15 protein-coding genes and 1 tRNA gene are annotated in these 18512 nt (G+C 42.7%); 13 read left to right on the plus strand and 3 right to left on the minus strand.

Going from position 1 to position 18512, the window contains the following annotated elements:
• Positions 1 to 166: 166 nt before the first annotated feature.
• Both ARB69_RS22055 and ARB69_RS22060 read left to right on the plus strand, forming a co-directional pair.
• A complete protein-coding gene (locus tag ARB69_RS22055) occupies positions 167 to 1795 on the plus strand; it encodes a helix-turn-helix domain-containing protein (protein WP_055155006.1) in 1629 nt (542 codons plus the stop codon).
• The gene (locus tag ARB69_RS22060; RefSeq protein WP_055155007.1) at positions 1792 to 3966 is read left to right on the plus strand and encodes a hypothetical protein; all 2175 of its coding nucleotides are present in this window, start codon (positions 1792 to 1794) and stop codon (positions 3964 to 3966) included. The genes ARB69_RS22055 and ARB69_RS22060 overlap by 4 nt, the downstream gene beginning before the upstream one ends.
• Positions 3967 to 4016: 50 nt before the next feature.
• On the opposite strand, the gene ARB69_RS22065 is transcribed toward ARB69_RS22060, so the two are convergent.
• A complete protein-coding gene (locus ARB69_RS22065) occupies positions 4017 to 6575 on the minus strand; it encodes a response regulator (RefSeq protein WP_055155008.1) in 2559 nt (852 codons plus the stop codon).
• Between the two features lie 36 nt (positions 6576 to 6611).
• Positions 6612 to 8237, minus strand: a complete 1626-nt coding sequence (locus ARB69_RS22070) for a diguanylate cyclase (protein WP_050638947.1) — start codon at positions 8235 to 8237, stop codon at positions 6612 to 6614.
• A 161-nt stretch (positions 8238 to 8398) separates the two neighbouring features.
• Between ARB69_RS22070 and ARB69_RS22075 the strand changes: the two genes are divergently transcribed.
• From ARB69_RS22075 to ARB69_RS22115, 11 genes are all read left to right on the plus strand, one after another.
• Positions 8399 to 9862 carry a GntR family transcriptional regulator gene (locus ARB69_RS22075; RefSeq protein WP_055155009.1) on the plus strand — a complete coding sequence of 488 codons (1464 nt, stop codon included), beginning with the start codon at positions 8399 to 8401 and terminating at the stop codon, positions 9860 to 9862.
• Positions 9863 to 9954: 92 nt separating this feature from the next.
• On the plus strand, positions 9955 to 10029 hold the full coding sequence (locus tag ARB69_RS28510) for a helix-turn-helix domain-containing protein (protein WP_347562129.1): 75 nt from the start codon (positions 9955 to 9957) through the stop codon (positions 10027 to 10029).
• 530 nt (positions 10030 to 10559) lie between these two features.
• The gene (locus ARB69_RS28355; protein ID WP_334291955.1) at positions 10560 to 10718 is read left to right on the plus strand and encodes a zinc ribbon domain-containing protein; all 159 of its coding nucleotides are present in this window, start codon (positions 10560 to 10562) and stop codon (positions 10716 to 10718) included.
• Between the two features lie 312 nt (positions 10719 to 11030).
• The gene (locus tag ARB69_RS28515) at positions 11031 to 11306 is read left to right on the plus strand and encodes an ATP-binding protein (protein WP_082202704.1); all 276 of its coding nucleotides are present in this window, start codon (positions 11031 to 11033) and stop codon (positions 11304 to 11306) included.
• A complete protein-coding gene (locus tag ARB69_RS22085; RefSeq protein WP_050638944.1) occupies positions 11216 to 11932 on the plus strand; it encodes a response regulator in 717 nt (238 codons plus the stop codon). The genes ARB69_RS28515 and ARB69_RS22085 overlap by 91 nt, the downstream gene beginning before the upstream one ends.
• 99 nt (positions 11933 to 12031) lie before the next feature.
• The gene (locus ARB69_RS22090; RefSeq protein ID WP_050638943.1) at positions 12032 to 12694 is read left to right on the plus strand and encodes a hypothetical protein; all 663 of its coding nucleotides are present in this window, start codon (positions 12032 to 12034) and stop codon (positions 12692 to 12694) included.
• A 969-nt stretch (positions 12695 to 13663) separates the two neighbouring features.
• Positions 13664 to 14269: a class I SAM-dependent methyltransferase gene (locus tag ARB69_RS22095; protein WP_050638942.1), complete on the plus strand. Its 606-nt coding sequence runs from the start codon at positions 13664 to 13666 to the stop codon at positions 14267 to 14269.
• Positions 14270 to 14555: 286 nt separating this feature from the next.
• Positions 14556 to 15788 (plus strand): hypothetical protein, encoded by a 1233-nt coding sequence (locus ARB69_RS22100; protein ID WP_055155011.1) that lies wholly within the window; start codon positions 14556 to 14558, stop codon positions 15786 to 15788.
• A complete protein-coding gene (locus tag ARB69_RS22105) occupies positions 15785 to 16399 on the plus strand; it encodes a macro domain-containing protein (RefSeq protein WP_055155012.1) in 615 nt (204 codons plus the stop codon). Before ARB69_RS22100 ends, ARB69_RS22105 begins: the two co-directional genes overlap by 4 nt.
• A 234-nt stretch (positions 16400 to 16633) precedes the next feature.
• Positions 16634 to 16704 (plus strand) — tRNA-Trp (locus tag ARB69_RS22110).
• A gap of 326 nt (positions 16705 to 17030) precedes the next feature.
• Positions 17031 to 17525, plus strand: a complete 495-nt coding sequence (locus ARB69_RS22115) for a hypothetical protein (RefSeq protein WP_055155013.1) — start codon at positions 17031 to 17033, stop codon at positions 17523 to 17525.
• A gap of 177 nt (positions 17526 to 17702) precedes the next feature.
• Here ARB69_RS22115 and ARB69_RS22120 read toward each other — a convergent pair whose 3' ends face one another.
• On the minus strand, positions 17703 to 18182 hold the full coding sequence (locus tag ARB69_RS22120) for a COG2426 family protein (protein WP_025656622.1): 480 nt from the start codon (positions 18180 to 18182) through the stop codon (positions 17703 to 17705).
• Positions 18183 to 18512: the final 330 nt, after the last annotated feature.

An 18512-nucleotide genomic window follows, 5' to 3' on the forward strand; every position in this document is an offset into this window, starting at 1 on the left:
AATCTTTCAGTAATATGTGCCTGATATCTGCGTCAGAGGTGTGCCTGCTTTCGCGACGGCGTAGTGGTTCCTACGTCTAGCGAAAGCAGGTGCAGCTATGGCGTAGAGAGCAGGTGCTTATTGCTGAATTATTAGTGCACTACTGTACTAGGTTGGGAGGCACGAGATGGAAAATAAGACGGGACAATTGATTGCCAGAAGAAGAAAAGAGATCGGACTGACACAAAAAGAACTGGCTGAGCGGCTGGGGGTGACGAATAAGGCTGTATCCAAATGGGAAACAGGCGGAGGAATGCCGGATGTCAGTGTACTGGAAACGCTGGCTGACGCGCTGGAGGTCAGTGTAGACGAACTGCTGAGAGGGGAAAGAGAGACCGGGCAGGTGCTGCTGCCGCCGGTTCCAAAAATGAAAAGAGGGCGTCAGATCATGGGAGCAGTTACAGGCATCCTGGCCCTTGCCGTTTTTGCTCTTCAGATGTTCTACCTTATCGTAGGAAGAACGCAGCATTTTGAGTACATAATAGATATTCTGTTCTATATCGTAAATGGGTTTATTATCGTGATGGCAACTGTCAGTCTTGGCATGCTTGTGCGTAAGAAATGGATCAGGAATATCGGCCTGGCAGCAGGCGGCATCCTTTTTTTAACGAATTTCGCGTATGGGTTCCATTCGGGAGGAGGGCAGTCGTCTGTGATCAGCGTATCACCGGATCTGAAACACATGGCAGTACTGAAATACGAAGAGGAAGCAGGCAGAGTCACAACCTATCTGAATCAGAGGCTCTGTTTTGCCAAAGTATCTGACCAGTTTCCTTATACCGCAGACAGGGAGATGAAGCTGCAGTGGCTGGCTGATGATGTCTGTGCGGTAACCTACACTTCTCCCGACGATGGAAACGTGCACCAGTATGTTCTGACTTACGGGGATAGAGGGAATGGGATTACCTCGGATTATGTGTACACGGTGATCACCGGAAAATGGGCCGGAATCGGTAAAAATCTGGCAGACTGGGAGATCGAAAGAGGAATAGACGGCATCACGATACGCGCTGCCTCACAGACTGAAGAGACCTACACATTCGATGAATGTGTACAGTTCGGAACTCTGGCGGTTGCCCTGTGCCGTAATGGGCTTCCACAGTGGACACTTGTTCTGGATGAGGGCTGTGTAATAGGGAAAAACAATTTTCTGGAAAAAGGAGGAACCATCACATTATGCAGAGTGACTATGGATAAATCGGCCCCCATGCAGTTCTATCAAACCCAGGCGCCGGTAGTCTTTGACACCGAATATGAGCCTATGGACAAAACAGAGAGGGGAAAAGATCTGCAAAAAGAGATGAAATCGATCTTAAAAGAGGATCCTGCACTGACAAATTATGACGCAGATATTTATGGAAGTGCCAAAGTCGTGACTGATTCGGAAGATATTTTCTGGATTGCAAGATGCGCTATGGAGGAAAATGATAAACGGCAGGCAGTGAATGGAATCGATGTAAGCAGACAGATTGAGCATATGGAACTGATGGCAGGCGACAGATTTGACTATCTCATGAAAATCAATTCACGGGATATGTATATAGATCCAAACCATCCGGCAGAAAAATCTGAGACCGAGGGGGAAACTACATATCGGATTATGAAAGGAGAAGGGGCATACCTGGCATTTCAGGTGAGTTATGGCACAGACGGAAGTGTGGGACTCGATCCTTCGGCTATGAAAAAAGAAATCGATACAAGAGAAAAGAAAGAATATAGTTACTATGTGCCGGGAGAAAAGGAGGACACCCCATGATAGCAGAGCAAATAAAAGAAGAGTATACAAAAGAATGGTTTGTCTACGATACTGTGCCTCAGAATCTCAGGAAGAGGGACGAAATATTAAACCAAAAGAGAGGAATATGGGCAGGTCCCCTTACCAGCCTTGGGATCATATTGATTTACTTTCTGCTGTTTGCCTGGCTGATACCAAAGGAGCACTTTCAAATACGCTATATTCTTCTGCTGGCTGTCATATCAGAAGTACTGCTGACTGCTGTGGTAAGGATATCCGTCAGTCTGCAGAAAAGCAGTATAGAAGCCAGGATAAAGGAATTCGAAGAGAAAAGTTTAAAAGGACAATTTAACACAGAGTATATTCTGATCCGGTACTTCTCAGGCGCACAGGAGTGTTACTATTATAATGACCTTCCGGACGTGGAGGAAAATGCAGATGCGTTTCAGATCACCGGGCCTGACAGGGAACTGAGACTGGACAAAAGGTATCTCTCCAGAGATGATATTTTGTATGTGAGGAATCAGATGGCGCATTACTGCAGAATTTTTCGGGAATATGAAGAAAAGCAGGGCGGGGAAAAAGTGGAACTGAAGATTTTGCATACAAGAGACATCAATAGAAATAAACGCGCACGAAAGAAAAATGATCTGCTTCTTTCTCTAAAGTATAACAGAGGCCGCGGCTACAGCGAGTGGAGAAGGCATATACTGGGCGCGTTTCTCACATCACTGTTCTGCATGTGCGTTTTTCTGCCGGATAATTATAACGTGTTTCTCAGAATCGTTGTGGCGGCGCTTGTACTGTTCAGGCTGTTTGTAAAAGTATTTCCTTATATCACGGTGAGTATAAAGCTGCGGGGAAAGAAGAGCGTGGACCAAACCGATATTATAATCAATGAGAACGGTATAGAGTTCCTGCAGGGGAATAAGAGAATCCGTCAAACTTATGAATCGGTGAAAGAAATAAGAGAAGAAGAATCTTCCTTTTATGTGGGCCGGGTGTATTTCTGGAAAGATAGTATGACTACAGAGGAAATCAGCGCGGTTCGGAATATCTTAAAAAAATATGGCCGGGGAAAGTATCAATATATTGTAAAAGAAGGAACATCTGCCTGGAAAGAGGACCTGAAAACAGCGATAGTTCCATTTGCTTTATTGGTTTTGGGGGTATTTATGTTTGTTTACAGAGACTGGATGATAGATGCCGGAAAGGTATCCGGTATCTATCAGAGGAACAGCTATGAAGGGTATATTCAGGATCCGGACAGCAGCTCCCTGGAGTCTGATACGGAAGTGGAAGGAAACGGCGGTGAGGAAGGGCAGAGCGCAGAAACAACGAACGGAACACAGGAAAATAAGGATTCTGTCTTTGTCTCTGCACCAGACAAGAGTTCCTTACATTTGTCATCCAGAGAACTGAGACTGGATGAATGTTATTCTGATAATACGGTAAATCAGGAAAGCCGTTTCTTTATAGAAAATGGAACGTTATTCGGAATCTCTGCCAACAGGCATGGGGAGCTGGGGATTGGCAATACGGAATCCGATCTAACGGCCAAAGGATTCTACCGAATAACGGAACTGGCGCCGGACGTGCAACATGTGGCTCAGGGAAGTGAGTTTATGGTCTATCTGAACAATAATGACGAACTATGGGGGGCAGGCAATCTGCCGGGTACCGGCCAGTCCCTGACGCCGGCTTTGATTATGGAAAACGTGGCGTTTGCAGACTGCAGTGAATACGGCCTTGTCATCCTGAAAAATGATGGAACGGTCTGGTGTATGGGAAGTCTCCTGGACTCAGCAGGAAATCCGGTGGTATCATGGGACGGGGCCGTCCAGGTAGCAGATCATGCCAGATATGTCACCGCCGGATGTTACGCTATGGCTGCCATAAGAGAAGATGATTCCCTTTGGATGTGGGGGGATAACCGGCACGGGCAGTGCGGCGGTTCTGAAGCAGAGGCGGATACACTGGCAGACCCTAAAAAAGTAAGAGACGGGGTGAAAGCCGTGTGGATCGACCGGCTGGCCTACAGAGACTATGAAGAATACCCTCTCTATGGCGCGGAACAAGCCCGGGAATATATGGATCACTGCACATATATACAGCAGACCGACGGGCAGATGTATGCCTGTGGTATGTCAATAGGGGGAAGCGGATTCGTGGCGGTGGTGGTGGGCGGCTAGGAGGACTCCAGGCCGCTTTCGGACCGGACACGCGCTTTTTAGGGCTGGATTTATATGTAATATCTTTTTAATAAGCGGGTCAATTCTACAATGTCGATCGGCTTTGCTATATGGGCATTCATACCGCACTCCAGGCAATGCTGTATGTCGTCTGAAAAAGTATCTGCACTCATGGCAATAATTGGAACGGATAGGGCATCAGGGCGATTCAGTCCCCGAATTGCTTTTGCTGCCTCATATCCTGTCATATGCGGCATTCGTATGTCCATCAGAATAAAATCGTAATAACCTTCTGGTGATTTTTGAAACTTATCCAGGCATATTTGTCCATCTTCTGCCCAATCCAGCTTCACGCCCAAGTCGGACAACAATTCACTTGCAACTTCCCAGTTAAGCTCATTGTCCTCGGCAAGCAGAATACGGCGTCCGGATAGATCCATATTGGGGCTTATTGTCTGGTCATGTTCCGTTTCAACGTCCATATACTGACGCAAAGAATGATACAGCGTAGATTTAAAAAGCGGTTTGGCAATAAAGCCACTGATACCCGCTTCACGGGCCTCGGCTTCAAATTCACTCCAGTCGTATGCAGAAATCAGCAGAATCGGCACTTCATCTCCCAGATTGCGCCGGATTTCTTTTGCAGCCTGAATTCCATTCATGCCAGGCAGTTTCCAATCTAATAGTATAATTTGATAATCCTCTTTCTTATTGTGGTGTTGGTTTACTAATTCTATGGCCTTTTCACCGCTTAATGTCCATTCAGCTTTAATCCCGATGGATTTTAGAGCGTCTATGGCTGTCTTACATAATAATTCGTCATCATCAACCACCAGCATTTTCCAAGGGGGAAGAACCATATCCATTTCCATTGCAGCCGCTTTTTCAAAATCAAACATGAGAAGAAATTCTGTCCCTTTATCAGGCTCGCTTTGTATATCAATGGTTCCATCCATTGCGTCCACAATGTACTTTGTAATCGCCATTCCCAAACCGGCGCCCTCAGTTTTATGTATTCTGGCTCCATCCGCCCGGCTATAGGATTCATATATCCTCTTCAAAAAATCTGGCGTCATACCAATTCCATTATCCTTGACCTTGATATGAATTCGGACATAGTTTTCTCCTTTCGGAGATTTTTCCTCAGAAAGCGATAAAAGTATCGAACCGCCCTCTGGTGTATACTTAGTTGCATTCGATAAAAGATTCAGCAAAACCTGATTCAAGCGTACGCTATCGCACCACACATTTTCTGTTAAGATATTTTCTACGTGTATGTCAAAATTTTGCTTTTTTGTCTTAATCTGTGGCTGCATAATGTTAACAATGCCTTCAACAACTTCCTTTAATGAAATTTGCTCTGTTGTTAAAGTTAACTTACCGCTTTCAATTTTAGACATATCCAAAACATCATTAATCAGCCCCAATAGATGTTTACTCGACAATGTGATTTTTCTAAGGCAGTTCTGCACCTGCTTCCGGTCATCTATGTGGGCGGTTGCAATCGCGGTCATTCCTACGATTGCATTCATAGGGGTACGGATATCATGGCTCATATTTGCTAAAAATTCACTTTTGGCTTTGTTCGCTTCAAGAGCCGCCTGCCGGGCCTTCTCCAATTCATGCAGCTGAGAACGGGTTATGGAGAAATACCGGAGAAAAATCAATGTCAGAATGATTAAAACAGAAGCACAGGACAATAATGTCATGAACATACGCTGGCTGCTCAGATTGTTTATGGCATCATCCAATATACTATAAGGCATTACCGATACTAAATACCATTCAGAATAGGGCAATGATATACCATAAATTTGCCGTTCTTCACCATTTACTTCAAATGTTGTAGCATATTCTTCATGATTTTTTAATGCAGCGCTAAATTTCTCAATAGAATTTTCTACAGATGATTCATTTGCCGGGGATTTAAGCTGCTTCTGCAGTTGTTCAAAGAAATGCGACAACTCAGTGTTAGGGTTTTGTATCACAAAACTACCGTCTGGCCTGATAATATGATAATACATCAGCTGCTCTTCATCCTCTAAGGAAAGGAAACCGGTGATATAATCCAGCGGAACGGCTGCAATGAGTCCGGTGCACCTATCACCATTGTACATAGGATAAGCAGCATCAACTCCAAACAATACCACTTCATTTCCAGCAGAATCAACGCCTACAGCAACTCTTTGTTCCCCTTGTAATAATGCTTCTACAAAAGGTTCCGGGTTAAGCGGCTGAATGGATTGTCCATAGAGTGTCTGAAAATCCCCATCGGCAGAACAAAGTGCTAGATAGTCAAAACCCCTGACCTGTGCTCTGTAAATAAGCTCCCTATATAGCTCATCTTGACTGTTTTTATCTGTTGAGACAACGGAAACAATGCCGCTGACCTGATCAAAACGCAGTTTAATGACAGTTTCAAAGTGCCTGGACATTTGTTCATTCATTCCGGACATATAAATTTTACCAATATCGTAAACTGCCTGTTTACTCTTTCGACTCATATAAATTCCGAGCAGACTGAAAATAATAATACTAAAGATCAAAAGTCCAATAAAACTGCATATAAGAAAGTGTGTTGTAGGATTCTTCTTTTGATTGTTTCTCATTGATGTTATTCCTCCTTTTTAGATGTTGTCCTCTTTCTAGTCCAGAGTGCATATAGTCACTTGGTTTTTTGTGTTTTTTGACTGATACATCATAATGTCTGCAGCTTTGAAAAGTTTTTTTGCAGTTCCAGTTCCATATGCTCCACCTATACTAACAGACATATGTAGTTCGGGATGATCATCAATTATCAGACGATCAACAGAGTGCCTGATCCTTTCCAGTTTTTTTCCAAATATATCTGCAGGTATACTGTAAAATATAATTACAAATTCATCGCCGCCGTAACGGATCACGGCATCAGTTTTTCGTACACAGGATAAAACGGTTTGTGCAATGTTTTGCAACACGGTATCGCCTACATCGTGGCCATAATTATCATTGATCTGCTTAAAATTATCTACATCAATTACGACCATCGCTTGAATATCATTTGCGCCTTTAAAATGCTCGTCATAATAACGTCGGTTATAGACCGTGGTTAACGAATCAATATATAATAATTGCAGGTGCCGCTGTTTGCTCGACAGGAAGGTGTATTTTTCATATGAAAACAACCTATCGTAGTCTATTTTACTTCTTATATTCTGACTATTTTTAGTCTCTTGTTCAGGTGAGGTATCCAAAAGCTCACTTTCAAGTGTATCCGCGATTTCTTGAAGGCATAATAAAAGTGTAGGATTAAAGGCACCACATTGTCCTTCTAAAATCATTTTCAAAGCTTCTTCATGTAAATAAGCTTTCTTATAGCATCGCTTACTGGTCAGGGCATCGTATACATCGGCCAGCGCAACTACCTGGGCAGCTATAGGAATTTTTTCTCCCACTAATCCATCAGGATATCCCTTTCCATCGTACCTTTCGTGGTGCCATCGACAAATCTCAGAAGCTACTTTGACAAGCGGAGCTTCCTGCTGCTCAATGGGCAGGTCTAATAGCATATTGGCGCCGACCATCGAGTGAGTTTTTATCACGTCAAACTCCTCCTCCGTAAGGCGTCCGGGTTTGTTCAATATTTCATCTGAAATTGAGATTTTCCCAATATCATGCAGCGCGGAAGCGGTACTGATTAAAGAAATATCAGCTTTGGACAAAGGATACTGATCCGTACGCTGAACCAGCTGCTTTAGCAAATATTTTGTAATAGTGTTAACATGCAGTATATGTAAGCCGCTCTCCCCATTACGGAATTCTACAATATGAGACAGGATTGAAATCATCAGCTTATTATTTTTTTCCTGCTCGTGAAATTGTTCTGCGATAATTTTCTCAAGACGATGCTGCCGTGCATATAAAAACATCGTATTAGAAATACGGCGCTGGATAATGGTCGAATCAAAAGGACGGCTGATATAGTCAAAAGCCCCCAAGTCATAAGCCCGTTTTATATTCGCGGGGGAGTCATCAGCAGAAATCATAATAACTGCGAAAGTATCATTCCAGTGATATTTGTTTATATGGGTCAATACTTCAAATCCATCCATTTCAGGCATCATAATGTCCAGAAGAAGAAGTGAGAAATCTGCTTTTTGACTTGAAAGGAGCGAAATTGCTTCTACACCATTACAAGCCTCCACCACATCATATTGTTCTTCGAGGATATCTGCCAAAAGAGCGCGATTCATTTCTGAATCGTCTACGATTAAAATTTTTTGTTTTTCCATGATACCGAAACTCTTTTCTCATAATTTTACGGTTTTATTATAAATGTTAGCTTGCATACTGGCAACACCCATATTGGTAAGGTGTACATATAGGTTGGGGCGATTTGATACTGACAAGAACGGTTCTTCATGATATAATTCAGACAGACAGGAGACAAATTATGAAACCACAAGAAACAAAATTTACATTTGTATATAACGAAATTAAGCAGTGTATTTTGGAGGGCCAGATACTTCATGGAAGTGCCTTACCGTCTTCAAGGATGTTTTGCGACCAGTTTCATGTAAGCAGATATACTATTAACCGTGTCTTTGACGCATTGCGGGAGGAAGGGCTGGTAGAAATTCAGCCTCGTCTTGCACCAATCGTTGTTTCAAAAAAAGATACTCCTAATCAGTCAAATACGGTTTTCGAAATTTTAAGACATAAGGAAAGTATTTTACAGGTGTATCAGACTTTTTCTCTCATACTGCCTTCACTGCTGGTTTTTGCTTTGCAGGGGTGCGATGTAGAGATAATGCCTCACTATAAACAGGCTATAAGAGTATTGCGTTTGGGAAGTTCTGCTGGTGGATGGCGCCCTCCATCTAAATTGGGATATGATATACTAAGAATAGGCGGCAATCCTTTATTCAGCGAACTCTATTCCACATTTGGCCTTTACAATAAGCTTACATTTTTTACAGAAGATTGTCCCTATTTTTCAAAGCACTTTCCACAGGGGTCTGTATCTGTAACCAGTGTGATAATAGATGTATTAAAAGGCGATGATCCACTCACAAAGTACAACCAGTTATCAAATATGTACCAAATGCTAACGGATTACATTGAGAGTACACTAAATTACTTGTCGGACACGACGCCGAAATGTCCTCCACAAACGGGTATGCCGTTTTCGTGGAATCCCATGCGTGGTCAGGATTACTATTACTCAAAAATTGTTGATGAGTTGAATCGAAAAATTGGCCTTGGAGAATATTCTGTTGGAATGTATCTTCCATATGAAAAACAGCTGGCCAGCCAGTACAGTGTCTCTTTATCGACAGTCAGAAAGGCACTGTCAGAACTCGAGCAAAGAGGTTTTGTAAAAACATTAAATGGGAAAGGCACTATGGTTATAGAACCGGATGACACGAAGCTTTATCAGCTGGCTCTTAATTCCGGATATGTAGAAAAGGCATTACGTTACCTTCATGCCCTGCAGTTAATGGTAATAATTATACGACCGGCTGCTTTAGCTGCGGCTCCGCAGTTTACCAGAGCAGAACTGGATGAGTTAGCAGACAGATTTAGTTCCTCAAATTCTATTTATTTAGCAGTTATTTTAGAAGCAATAATGAAACACACCACTTTAAAACCTTTATACGTTATATTATCTGAAACCAATCATCTTCTTGAATGGGGACATCATTTTGCATATTATCCGTCCAAGAGACATACGCTTTCACGTCTCAATAAGCAAGTCATTACAGCGTTTCAGCAGTTAAGTAAAGGGAATGCGAGTTCCTTTGCAGATAGCATCGCGGATTGTTACCGTTACAACTTGGTTTGTATGAGGAAGCATATGGTAGAAAAATATAAGTTTCATAGTGCAGCCAGTGTTCGGATTCCAGAAAAATACTAGCCGCGGTCAATGATTACATTGGAAGAATGGAACCATGACATAGATCATATCCATGTGATGTTCGTTGTATATTGAAAGTCAGGGTGAGAAGAGTGAACGCTGCATACAAGTTTCGCATTTATCCAAATGAAGAACAGAGAACAATGATTGCTAAAACCATCGGATGATGCCGCTTTGTCTATGATCATATGCTTGCAGACAAGATTGCCTATTACGAAGAGCAGAAAGCCATGCTCCATAATACACCCGCATCCTATAAGAGGCAGTTTCCATTCTTGAAGGAAGTGGATGCACTGGCACTTGCTAATACACAGTTACATTTGGAAAGAGCATATAAGAATTTCTTCCGAAGAAAAGAAAGTGGGTTCCCGAAGTTCAAATCCAAGCATCGGGGGACAAAGGCTTATACAACAAATGTGGTAAATGGGAACATTAAATTATCCGGGAGACACTTGAAACTTCCCAAACTCACACCCATCCGTATCCGGATACATAGGGACATTCCAGATGGCTATATTCTGAAATCAGTTACCGTAAGCTGTGAAGCATCCGGCAGCTATTATGCAAGCCTGCTGTTTCAGTATGAAAACCAAGTAGTGGAGCAACAGGGGCATTTGGAAAAGGTAGTGGGGATTGACTTTCCCATTGCCAAAAAGGAAGCAGGAACTATGGGAAACAAAAGCGGAAAGTTGGAAAAGTGCATGAGAAGATCCGGAATCAGAGAAAGGATTTCCAGCATAAGCTAAGAAGCTTGTCAGACAGAGTCTATATCTGTGAATGTGGAAACAGAATGGACCGTGATGTAAATGCTGCCATAAATATACGCAGAGAGGGAATGAAAATTTTATGTGCGTAATGCACAAAGCGAATAAAAACAAACCGCGGGACACGCGGGGATAGCTTTTTAAAATAATGCACAATGACGGTCTGATTCCCGCTTGCTAAGGGGATTTTCAAATTTTATACTGAGAGGTAGGCGGGAATAACATATGGAGCAAATGCAGGCTGAAAAGCAGCGCAGGGAAAGAAAATGGAAAATTCGGAGAAGTCTTTAAAAATAATCGTCTAAGAACGGTATTATATGGGATATTGCCGGAACTTCCGGTGTTTCCGCTGTCCCTTGTGATGTCGGGGACGGCGTGCTTGCTGAGAGGCTGTATCGGGACAGATCAGCCTGTCTGCCCAAACAGAGGACGAGACGTTGCTTCTTTCTGTTACCGATGACGGATGCGGAATGGACGAGGACACGCAGCAGTACATCTGGGGAGCCGGATTTTCTACGAAATACGATAAAGAGACTGGGGCGATGTCCACGGGAATCGGTCTCTGCCATGTGGCAAATAGCCGGATATTGTGCTTCTGGATCTGCTTCTGCCTGGAAAAGACGGCATTCATGTACTTGAAGAGCTTTTGCAGGGGGGATTTACGGGAAAGGTTATCATGATTTCCCAGGTGGACGATGAAGCCATGATGGAAAAGGCATATGAGAGAGGGATTATGTTTTATATCAGCAAGCCGCTGAATGCCATAGAAGTTATCAGTGTGATTTCTAATGTTGCGAAGCTGGTAAGCCTGCAAAAATCTATGGAGACTATACAGGGGGCGCTCATGGGGATTCAGGAGGCGCCGCCCGTCAGCAAGGGCATGCTTGGTGACCGGTTCCAAAAAATATGCACTGATATCGGGATCTGGGGAATGAAGGGAATTGATGAGCTGAAAACGATTGTGTTCACTGTGATGGAGTTTCAGAAAAAGGAAAAGAGTTATCAGATAAAAGAAGTATATGAAAAAGTTGCAGGAGAGATGTACGGGGAGGAACAGCTCCAGTTGAATAAAAAGGCGCTTGAGCAGAGGATCCGAAGAATTATGCAGAAGGCTCTGGATAATATTGCGCAGATGGGGGCGGAGGACTACTATGATCCCATATTTGCAGATTATGCCAATTTACTGTTTGACTTTGGGCAGGTTCGGATCAAAATGAGAAATCTAAAAGATCAGTCTGTGGAGCCGGGAAGAATCAGCTCGAAAAAGTTTATCGAAGGATTTCTCCTGCGGATGACTGCACAATAGCAGTAAATAAATTTATTGGAAATGCCGCCAATATTTTACTTTTTTTGCCGGACAGGCCATGCTATAATACCTGACAAGCATTCATGAGGAGGAAATTTTATGAGTAAAAAAAGAAAAATATCAGCTATTTTGCTGACGGCAATGACACTGCTACTGTTGGGAGGCTGCGGGAAAAAGTTTGACGCAGCCGGTTATACGCAGGCCCTATTGGATGTCTCATATAAGAACGAGACGGACAAGTATATGGAATTAACGGGATCGTCTAAAGAGGCGGCTGAAAAGATTTTCGAAAAGCGGATGGATATCACTATGGAAGGTTTTGAATCTCTGGACTTTCCGGATGAGCTGGAAGAAAAGTTCAGGGCACTGTTTGAAAACCTGACAAAGAATGTAAAGTATACAGTAGGGGAAGCCGTTGAAGATAAAGAAGGAAACTTTACTGTTGTCGTGTCAATCGAGCCGGTTACACTTTTTGATGATACATATGACGAGTTTCAGAAACAGGCCAAGGACTACGCAACAAAAGTCGCAAACGAAGTAATGAACGGGAAGGAAATGCCTTCCGACCAGGATATGCAGAACAGTGTTTATGAACTTTACTACGACATACTGAAAAGAGCTGTGGATGCAGGAATTCAGTATGGTGAGGTTCAGAAGATTACGGTGCATGTCAATAAGACAGAAGGGGATATCTATGAGATCCCGGAGGCAGATATGACGGCAATGGATAAGGCGATGATCTCCAGAGAGGTGTTGGAGTAGAAAGGGAGGCCGCCTTCCAGGCAGAAGGAGAGGGCAGGGTTGTTTTATAAATAATAATTCAGACTATTAAACAGAGCATTTTTGCGAGGGCAATGAAAGCTATACAAGTCTTTCACGGCCTTCGCCTTTTTTTACTTGTAGAGGTATAATATCGACATAGTATAGGTATATCATTAAAGCAGCAGTACCCGGATGGTCTGGTTTACGGAAGGATTTATTCGGAGGAAGCTTTTATAACAACGGAGGGAGAGATTGGAGGCTATGACCGACTCGTATGTAAACGTTTGAGTGACTTATTTGGCTTGAAGATTACGCCCAGAACTCTGGAATAGGACGAACTGACTACTTCTCTGGATAACGGTACTGTTTGAAGCCGTTTTTGTACCGGATTATAAACAGGCGGCAGAAGGACAGTTCGATTGACGGATTTATCTATGAGTCCGCCTCTGACTCGATCTCAATTCATGTGGCGGGATGATTTGACAAATATCCCATCAGCTTCTACAATAAACAAAAGAGCCAATGGCAGGGCATTGCTCATGAAATCCTGCGCAGAGTGCAGAACCTGACCGGCTAATCATTTGAAATTACAACCGGGACAGACGAACCCTGGAACTCGATTTTTAAAAACTAGAGAACTGAGATACGGCAATCATAACCAATCTGCTCAAGTCAAAAGATAGAAGCGGGTATTATCTGTGGCCGGATGAACCATACTCCGTAGACAGCTATGCACTGCTATCTCGCATGGATGCGCTGCAATGCTTCGAAGCGATGGAGTCAGGAGAAGTAGAGCTTGTTCTGATGGGGATATTATACCGTAAAAGAGAGCGTTCTTCTCACGGGCTGGTGATGAACTCTCATATTTTATCATCGCATCAGACCAGACGCTGTACAGGGCCAAGAAGGAAGTAATCGTGTTTGTACAAAACCAGACTCACCAGAAAATAGAAATTCGGAGGAATAGATGTGGGGAAAAAGACGGAACAGTCTCAAAAAGTATATAATAAGATGGCGTGGAAATATGATTCTGCTCCAGAGGGCAGATACACAAGCCCCCATAAAGAAGAGATAATTAAAAAAGCTGTGCTCAAGGAGGGAGACAATATTTTGGACGTTGCCTGCGGGAATGGGCGTCTGCTTGGAGAACTTTCTAAAAAGGCGGGAGTCAATGCTTTTGGTGTAGATATTTCTGAAAATATGATTGCCTCTGCCAGAGGAAGATACCCGGCCTGTACATTTGCGGCAGGTTCCTGTGCACCTCTCAGCTTTGAAAATGAGAGTATGGATGTCATAACGGTGTCTTGTGCATTCCATCACTTTGAAACACCCCAGACCTTTGCCAATGAATGTATGCGGGTATTGAAGAAGAACGGGAAAGTCATGATTGCTGAACCATTTTTTTCTCCGGTGGTGCGTTGGATTGCTAACACGGTAGTATTTCCATTTTCCAGAACAGGCGATGTGAGGGTATATAGCCAAAAGGAACTTCGATTATTTTTTGAATCGGCTGGATTTACTGACATAGAATCGTACACAACAGGTACAGTGTTATTTTTTTCAGCAACAAAATAAAAGTAACCAGGGAAAAATTATAGCGGGAATCTACACGGAAACACGGCATCCTCCAGGATGTTTTCACCAACTATAATGGTTACAAGTTAATTATACAACTTAAAGTCAACAATAAGCCAATAGGTGTTTTAGAAATAAAATCTTTATAAATTTGTGTGGCGACGCCATGTAATTATGAAAATGTGACTGTTCAGACTTAATAAACCGCTGAGTATAAAAATGTAATTTACGAAGGCGTTAAAAGTAATGTGTGAAAAATACAAAAGTAAAATGGAGAAAACAAATAATGAATAAAATCCCCTTTTTGAATATTGCAGATGTAAATTGTTGGATGGTCTATCTCATGCCATTTGCTACCGACGACAGAGCGAACTATGAGTTGGTGAGCACGCTTCAGCAAACATGTATTGAGGCGAAAATCTTCGGTATGGGCTGGGATATGCCTTGTTTTGAATATGGCACACCGATTTCCGACGAAAATGCAGCCATCTATATTGAAAAGTACAAAAAGCAGGGAGGGTCAGTGTCAGAAGATGCTGTTAATGGATACAAGGCAATTAGAAAGGGAGACTATGTTATCACGCGCCTTAAGAATAGTCATTATTATGTGGGCAGAGTTTCATCTGAAGGGGCAATGTATATTTATAAAGAAAATGATCCGGTCTATGGACGTTTCTCATGGGGCGGAACGGTTGATAAGTGGATCGAGTTTGCGAATGACGGTGAACTTCCTTCTGAGATCGCAGGCAGATTCTCTCAGAGGCTTCACTCTACTATTCAAAGAATCGCACCATACCGCCAGAGGCTCTTGGTCATTTCGATGTATGAAAATTTTGAGGCGGACGAAAACAGGAGATTTGAGATTCCCAGGCTGAAAATCGGCGTCAATAACTTTGTCAGAAGCTTAAATTACATGGAACTCGAGGATCTTGTGGCATTATATATAAGTAATAAGCATGGTTCAGAGGGGTACAAGCTATTGCCTTCATCCTGCAAGGTGAGTCAGCAGAATTTTGAATTCCGGTTTGTTGCTAATGGCAGAAAGCCAATAACATGTCAGGTAAAGAATCAGCATGACATTGAAATAGATTATTATATTCAGGAAAATTCATATGAGTATATTTATATTTTTTCTGGAAAATGGAATGACGAATGCGTCGGGGAACTCAGAGGTAAATATGAGGAGTATAAGCATATTTATATAATCTCCCCAAGCGAGTTATTCGAAGCCCTGAAGAAGGATAATATTTTTGAGAATAAGTTCTATGATTTTGACAATGAGCCAACAGCTCCGGACAGGCTGCCATTAGACGATTATCATATCTGCACGAGGCCAAAAAAAGAGAATGAATGCTCGGTTTCCGGGGATTTCGTCTGTTTTATCAAAAAAGATGGGCTCGTTTATTCCTCGGAGTTTGGGGCGCTGGTCTTGTCCTGGCACATTTTGGAAGACCGGGAGTATGAACAGAGGTGCATCGACCAAATTTTGAAGGATATTAACAGAGGAACGAATGTATGAGGCCGGGAGTTTATATGGCTCAGATGGGGCGGAAGATGAAAATTTACCTGTTGGACAGAAATCAGACTTTAGTCTCCATCTGGAAGCTGTATTTCCGGGAGGAGGGAGAGGTAACTGTAGTATGTGATGATTTTAGGCATTTTATGGAGACAACGCCCGTAGAATGTGTTGTTTCTCCGGCTAATTCCTACGGTCTTATGGATGGGGGATACGATCTGGCAATCTCTGAATGGTTTGGGTGGGAACTTCAGGAGAAAGTGCAGAGGCATATCCTGGAGCATTATCGGGGGGAACAGCCTGTGGGTACCAGCTTCATCATTGATACAGGAGTAAGAGGCATAAAGCTGATCCACACGCCGACTATGAGAATACCTTCTGCTATTAAGGATTCTATGGTGGTGTACCAGTGTATGAGAACATGTCTAATGACAGCGCTTGACAATCAGATCGAAAGTATAGTGATTCCTGCCTTTGGCGGTTTCTGCGGATGTGTGCCGCCGCAGATATTATGTGAGATGATGTTTGAGGCATATAGGCAGATTATGAATCCGCCGGAGGAACTGAACTGGGAGTATGCATGCCGGTGGGAGCCGGAGAATAAAGCGTTTTAACATGTTATAGGCAAGAGTTCCCCTTCCTCTTTAGGTGGAGGATGAATTTCAATTAGCCTGTCGGCGAAAACATCTATTGCCATATCTGGCACAGAAGATGTTTTCCGAAATCTAATATCATGTCCTTTGATAAAATTAGCTGAAAAATATGGGGAAAATATGGAGATTTTTCTTGACAAATAGGGGTGGGCTGGGTATAATGATCTAGTGACTGAGAAAGATGTCGTATTATAAAGGGGATTGGTCAAATGGTATGATAGGGGTCTCCAAAACCTTTGGTGGGAGTTCGATTCTCTCATCCCCTGTTCCAAAAGTTTTAGAATGAGTGGCAGTGTGGATACATTGATAATTGTATCTATACTGTTATTTTTTTATGATATAGGAAATTCCTCTGGAATTTCCTATATCATAAAAAACCTCCGGGAGGATGCACACGCCGCGATAAGTATATAGCCGCAAGGCGGCAAAGTGTGCAAGCCCCTCATGAGTGAGGGGGGAGTTGAGGCGGACTTGCCCACTTTGTTCTTTATTTAAAATAATGTATTTTCCACTTGACTATGACACTATGCTGCAGTTTATACTGAAACCATTAGGATAAGAAGAATAGAAGACAATTCGGAGGATAAACAGCATGATTGAAAAGCACATATCAGAAAAACAGTTTAATTTCATTCAGGAGCGGGATAAAATATTTATCATAGAATTCACGAAAGAGCTCGAAAAGATGGGATATACCTATGGAGGTGAGATTGGCAGCGGTTACTGTTGGGGAAAATATATGCTTATTTTTAGAAAAGCAGGAGTAAAATCCAAAAATGTCGTGGCTCGTATTTACATCAAAGAAGACTCCATTGTACTTAGATTGTTTTTAAATGATGTCACAAAACATGCTGCATATATAAGCGCAGCCCCTGAGCATATACAGATGGCGTTTACAGGTGATTACGGAACATGTAAACATTGCAAAGGCGATAACTGCAAATTTCGGAAAGACTATGAAATAGGCTGCATAAAATATGAGAAATGCAACGGAACAACATTTGAATATCATGACCCTAAAATAGAAAACCTTGCGGACTATCTGGCACTGTTCAAAGAATTCTATTTACGTTCTTCCCGTTTATAAAATATAGAGGCAATGTATAGAAAGTTTTATAAAGAGCCATGTGTAAGCACTAAAAAAACCTCACGGTCATCTCAAAACGCGAAAACGTTTCTTGGAAATGACTGTGAGGTTTTTATGGAGATTTATATCTGGTTCGACATAGCTCCCTTCACCTACAAGTTTATTACTTTCGTTACTTTACCCAAACAGTGCCCCAATGGCCCCAAATAGTCCAGCGCTTGCCGCCCCCATTATAATTCCGGCCAAAAGCACTCCCAGCATCACCGCGATTACGCTTGATTTGAAATCCATATCCAGTAAGCTTGCTGCGAGTGTTCCCGTCCAGGCTCCGGTGCCGGGGAGTGGAATCCCAACAAATAGGAGAAGGGCAATAGGCAGTCCTTTTCCAGCCTTTTCTTTCAGCTTCTGACCACCCTTGTGACCTTTTTCAAGGCAGAAAGAAAAAAACTTTCCGATCACTGGCTTATCAGATCCCCATTCCAGAACTTTTCTTGCAAACAGGAAAATAATAGGGACCGGAAGCATATTGCCGATAACCGCAATGATATAGGACGGCAGCAGGGGAAGCCCGAACAGCTGGGAATAAGGAATAGCCCCGCGCAGTTCGATGAGCGGTACCATTGAGATTAAGAAGACATATAGATATTTATTAAACAAAATATTTTCCTCCATTCATTTACATGCTATTATATAAAAACTCGTCCTAATTATAAAGGCTTGCAGGCAGATTGTAAATGAGAAAATGGAAAATCAGTTACTTTTCGCGCTGTACCCTACATTTAAATCGGGATTTAGTCGGCAAGCTTTAGACTTGTCGACGGATGGGGACGCTTTATGACAGGGAGGCCGGGGAGGTGCTGGGGCTGTATATGCCGTTGCAATATGCACCCATGCTGCTAAGTGATTCTAGAACAGCCGATGCCGGATAGGCGGGTACGCTGAACACATCACGGGAAATCTGATGATTTCCCGCGCTGGGTTCAGCAA

It is taken from the genome of Faecalicatena contorta (genome assembly GCF_001404335.1).
Taxonomy (GTDB): Bacteria; Bacillota; Clostridia; order Lachnospirales; family Lachnospiraceae; genus Faecalicatena; species Faecalicatena contortus_B.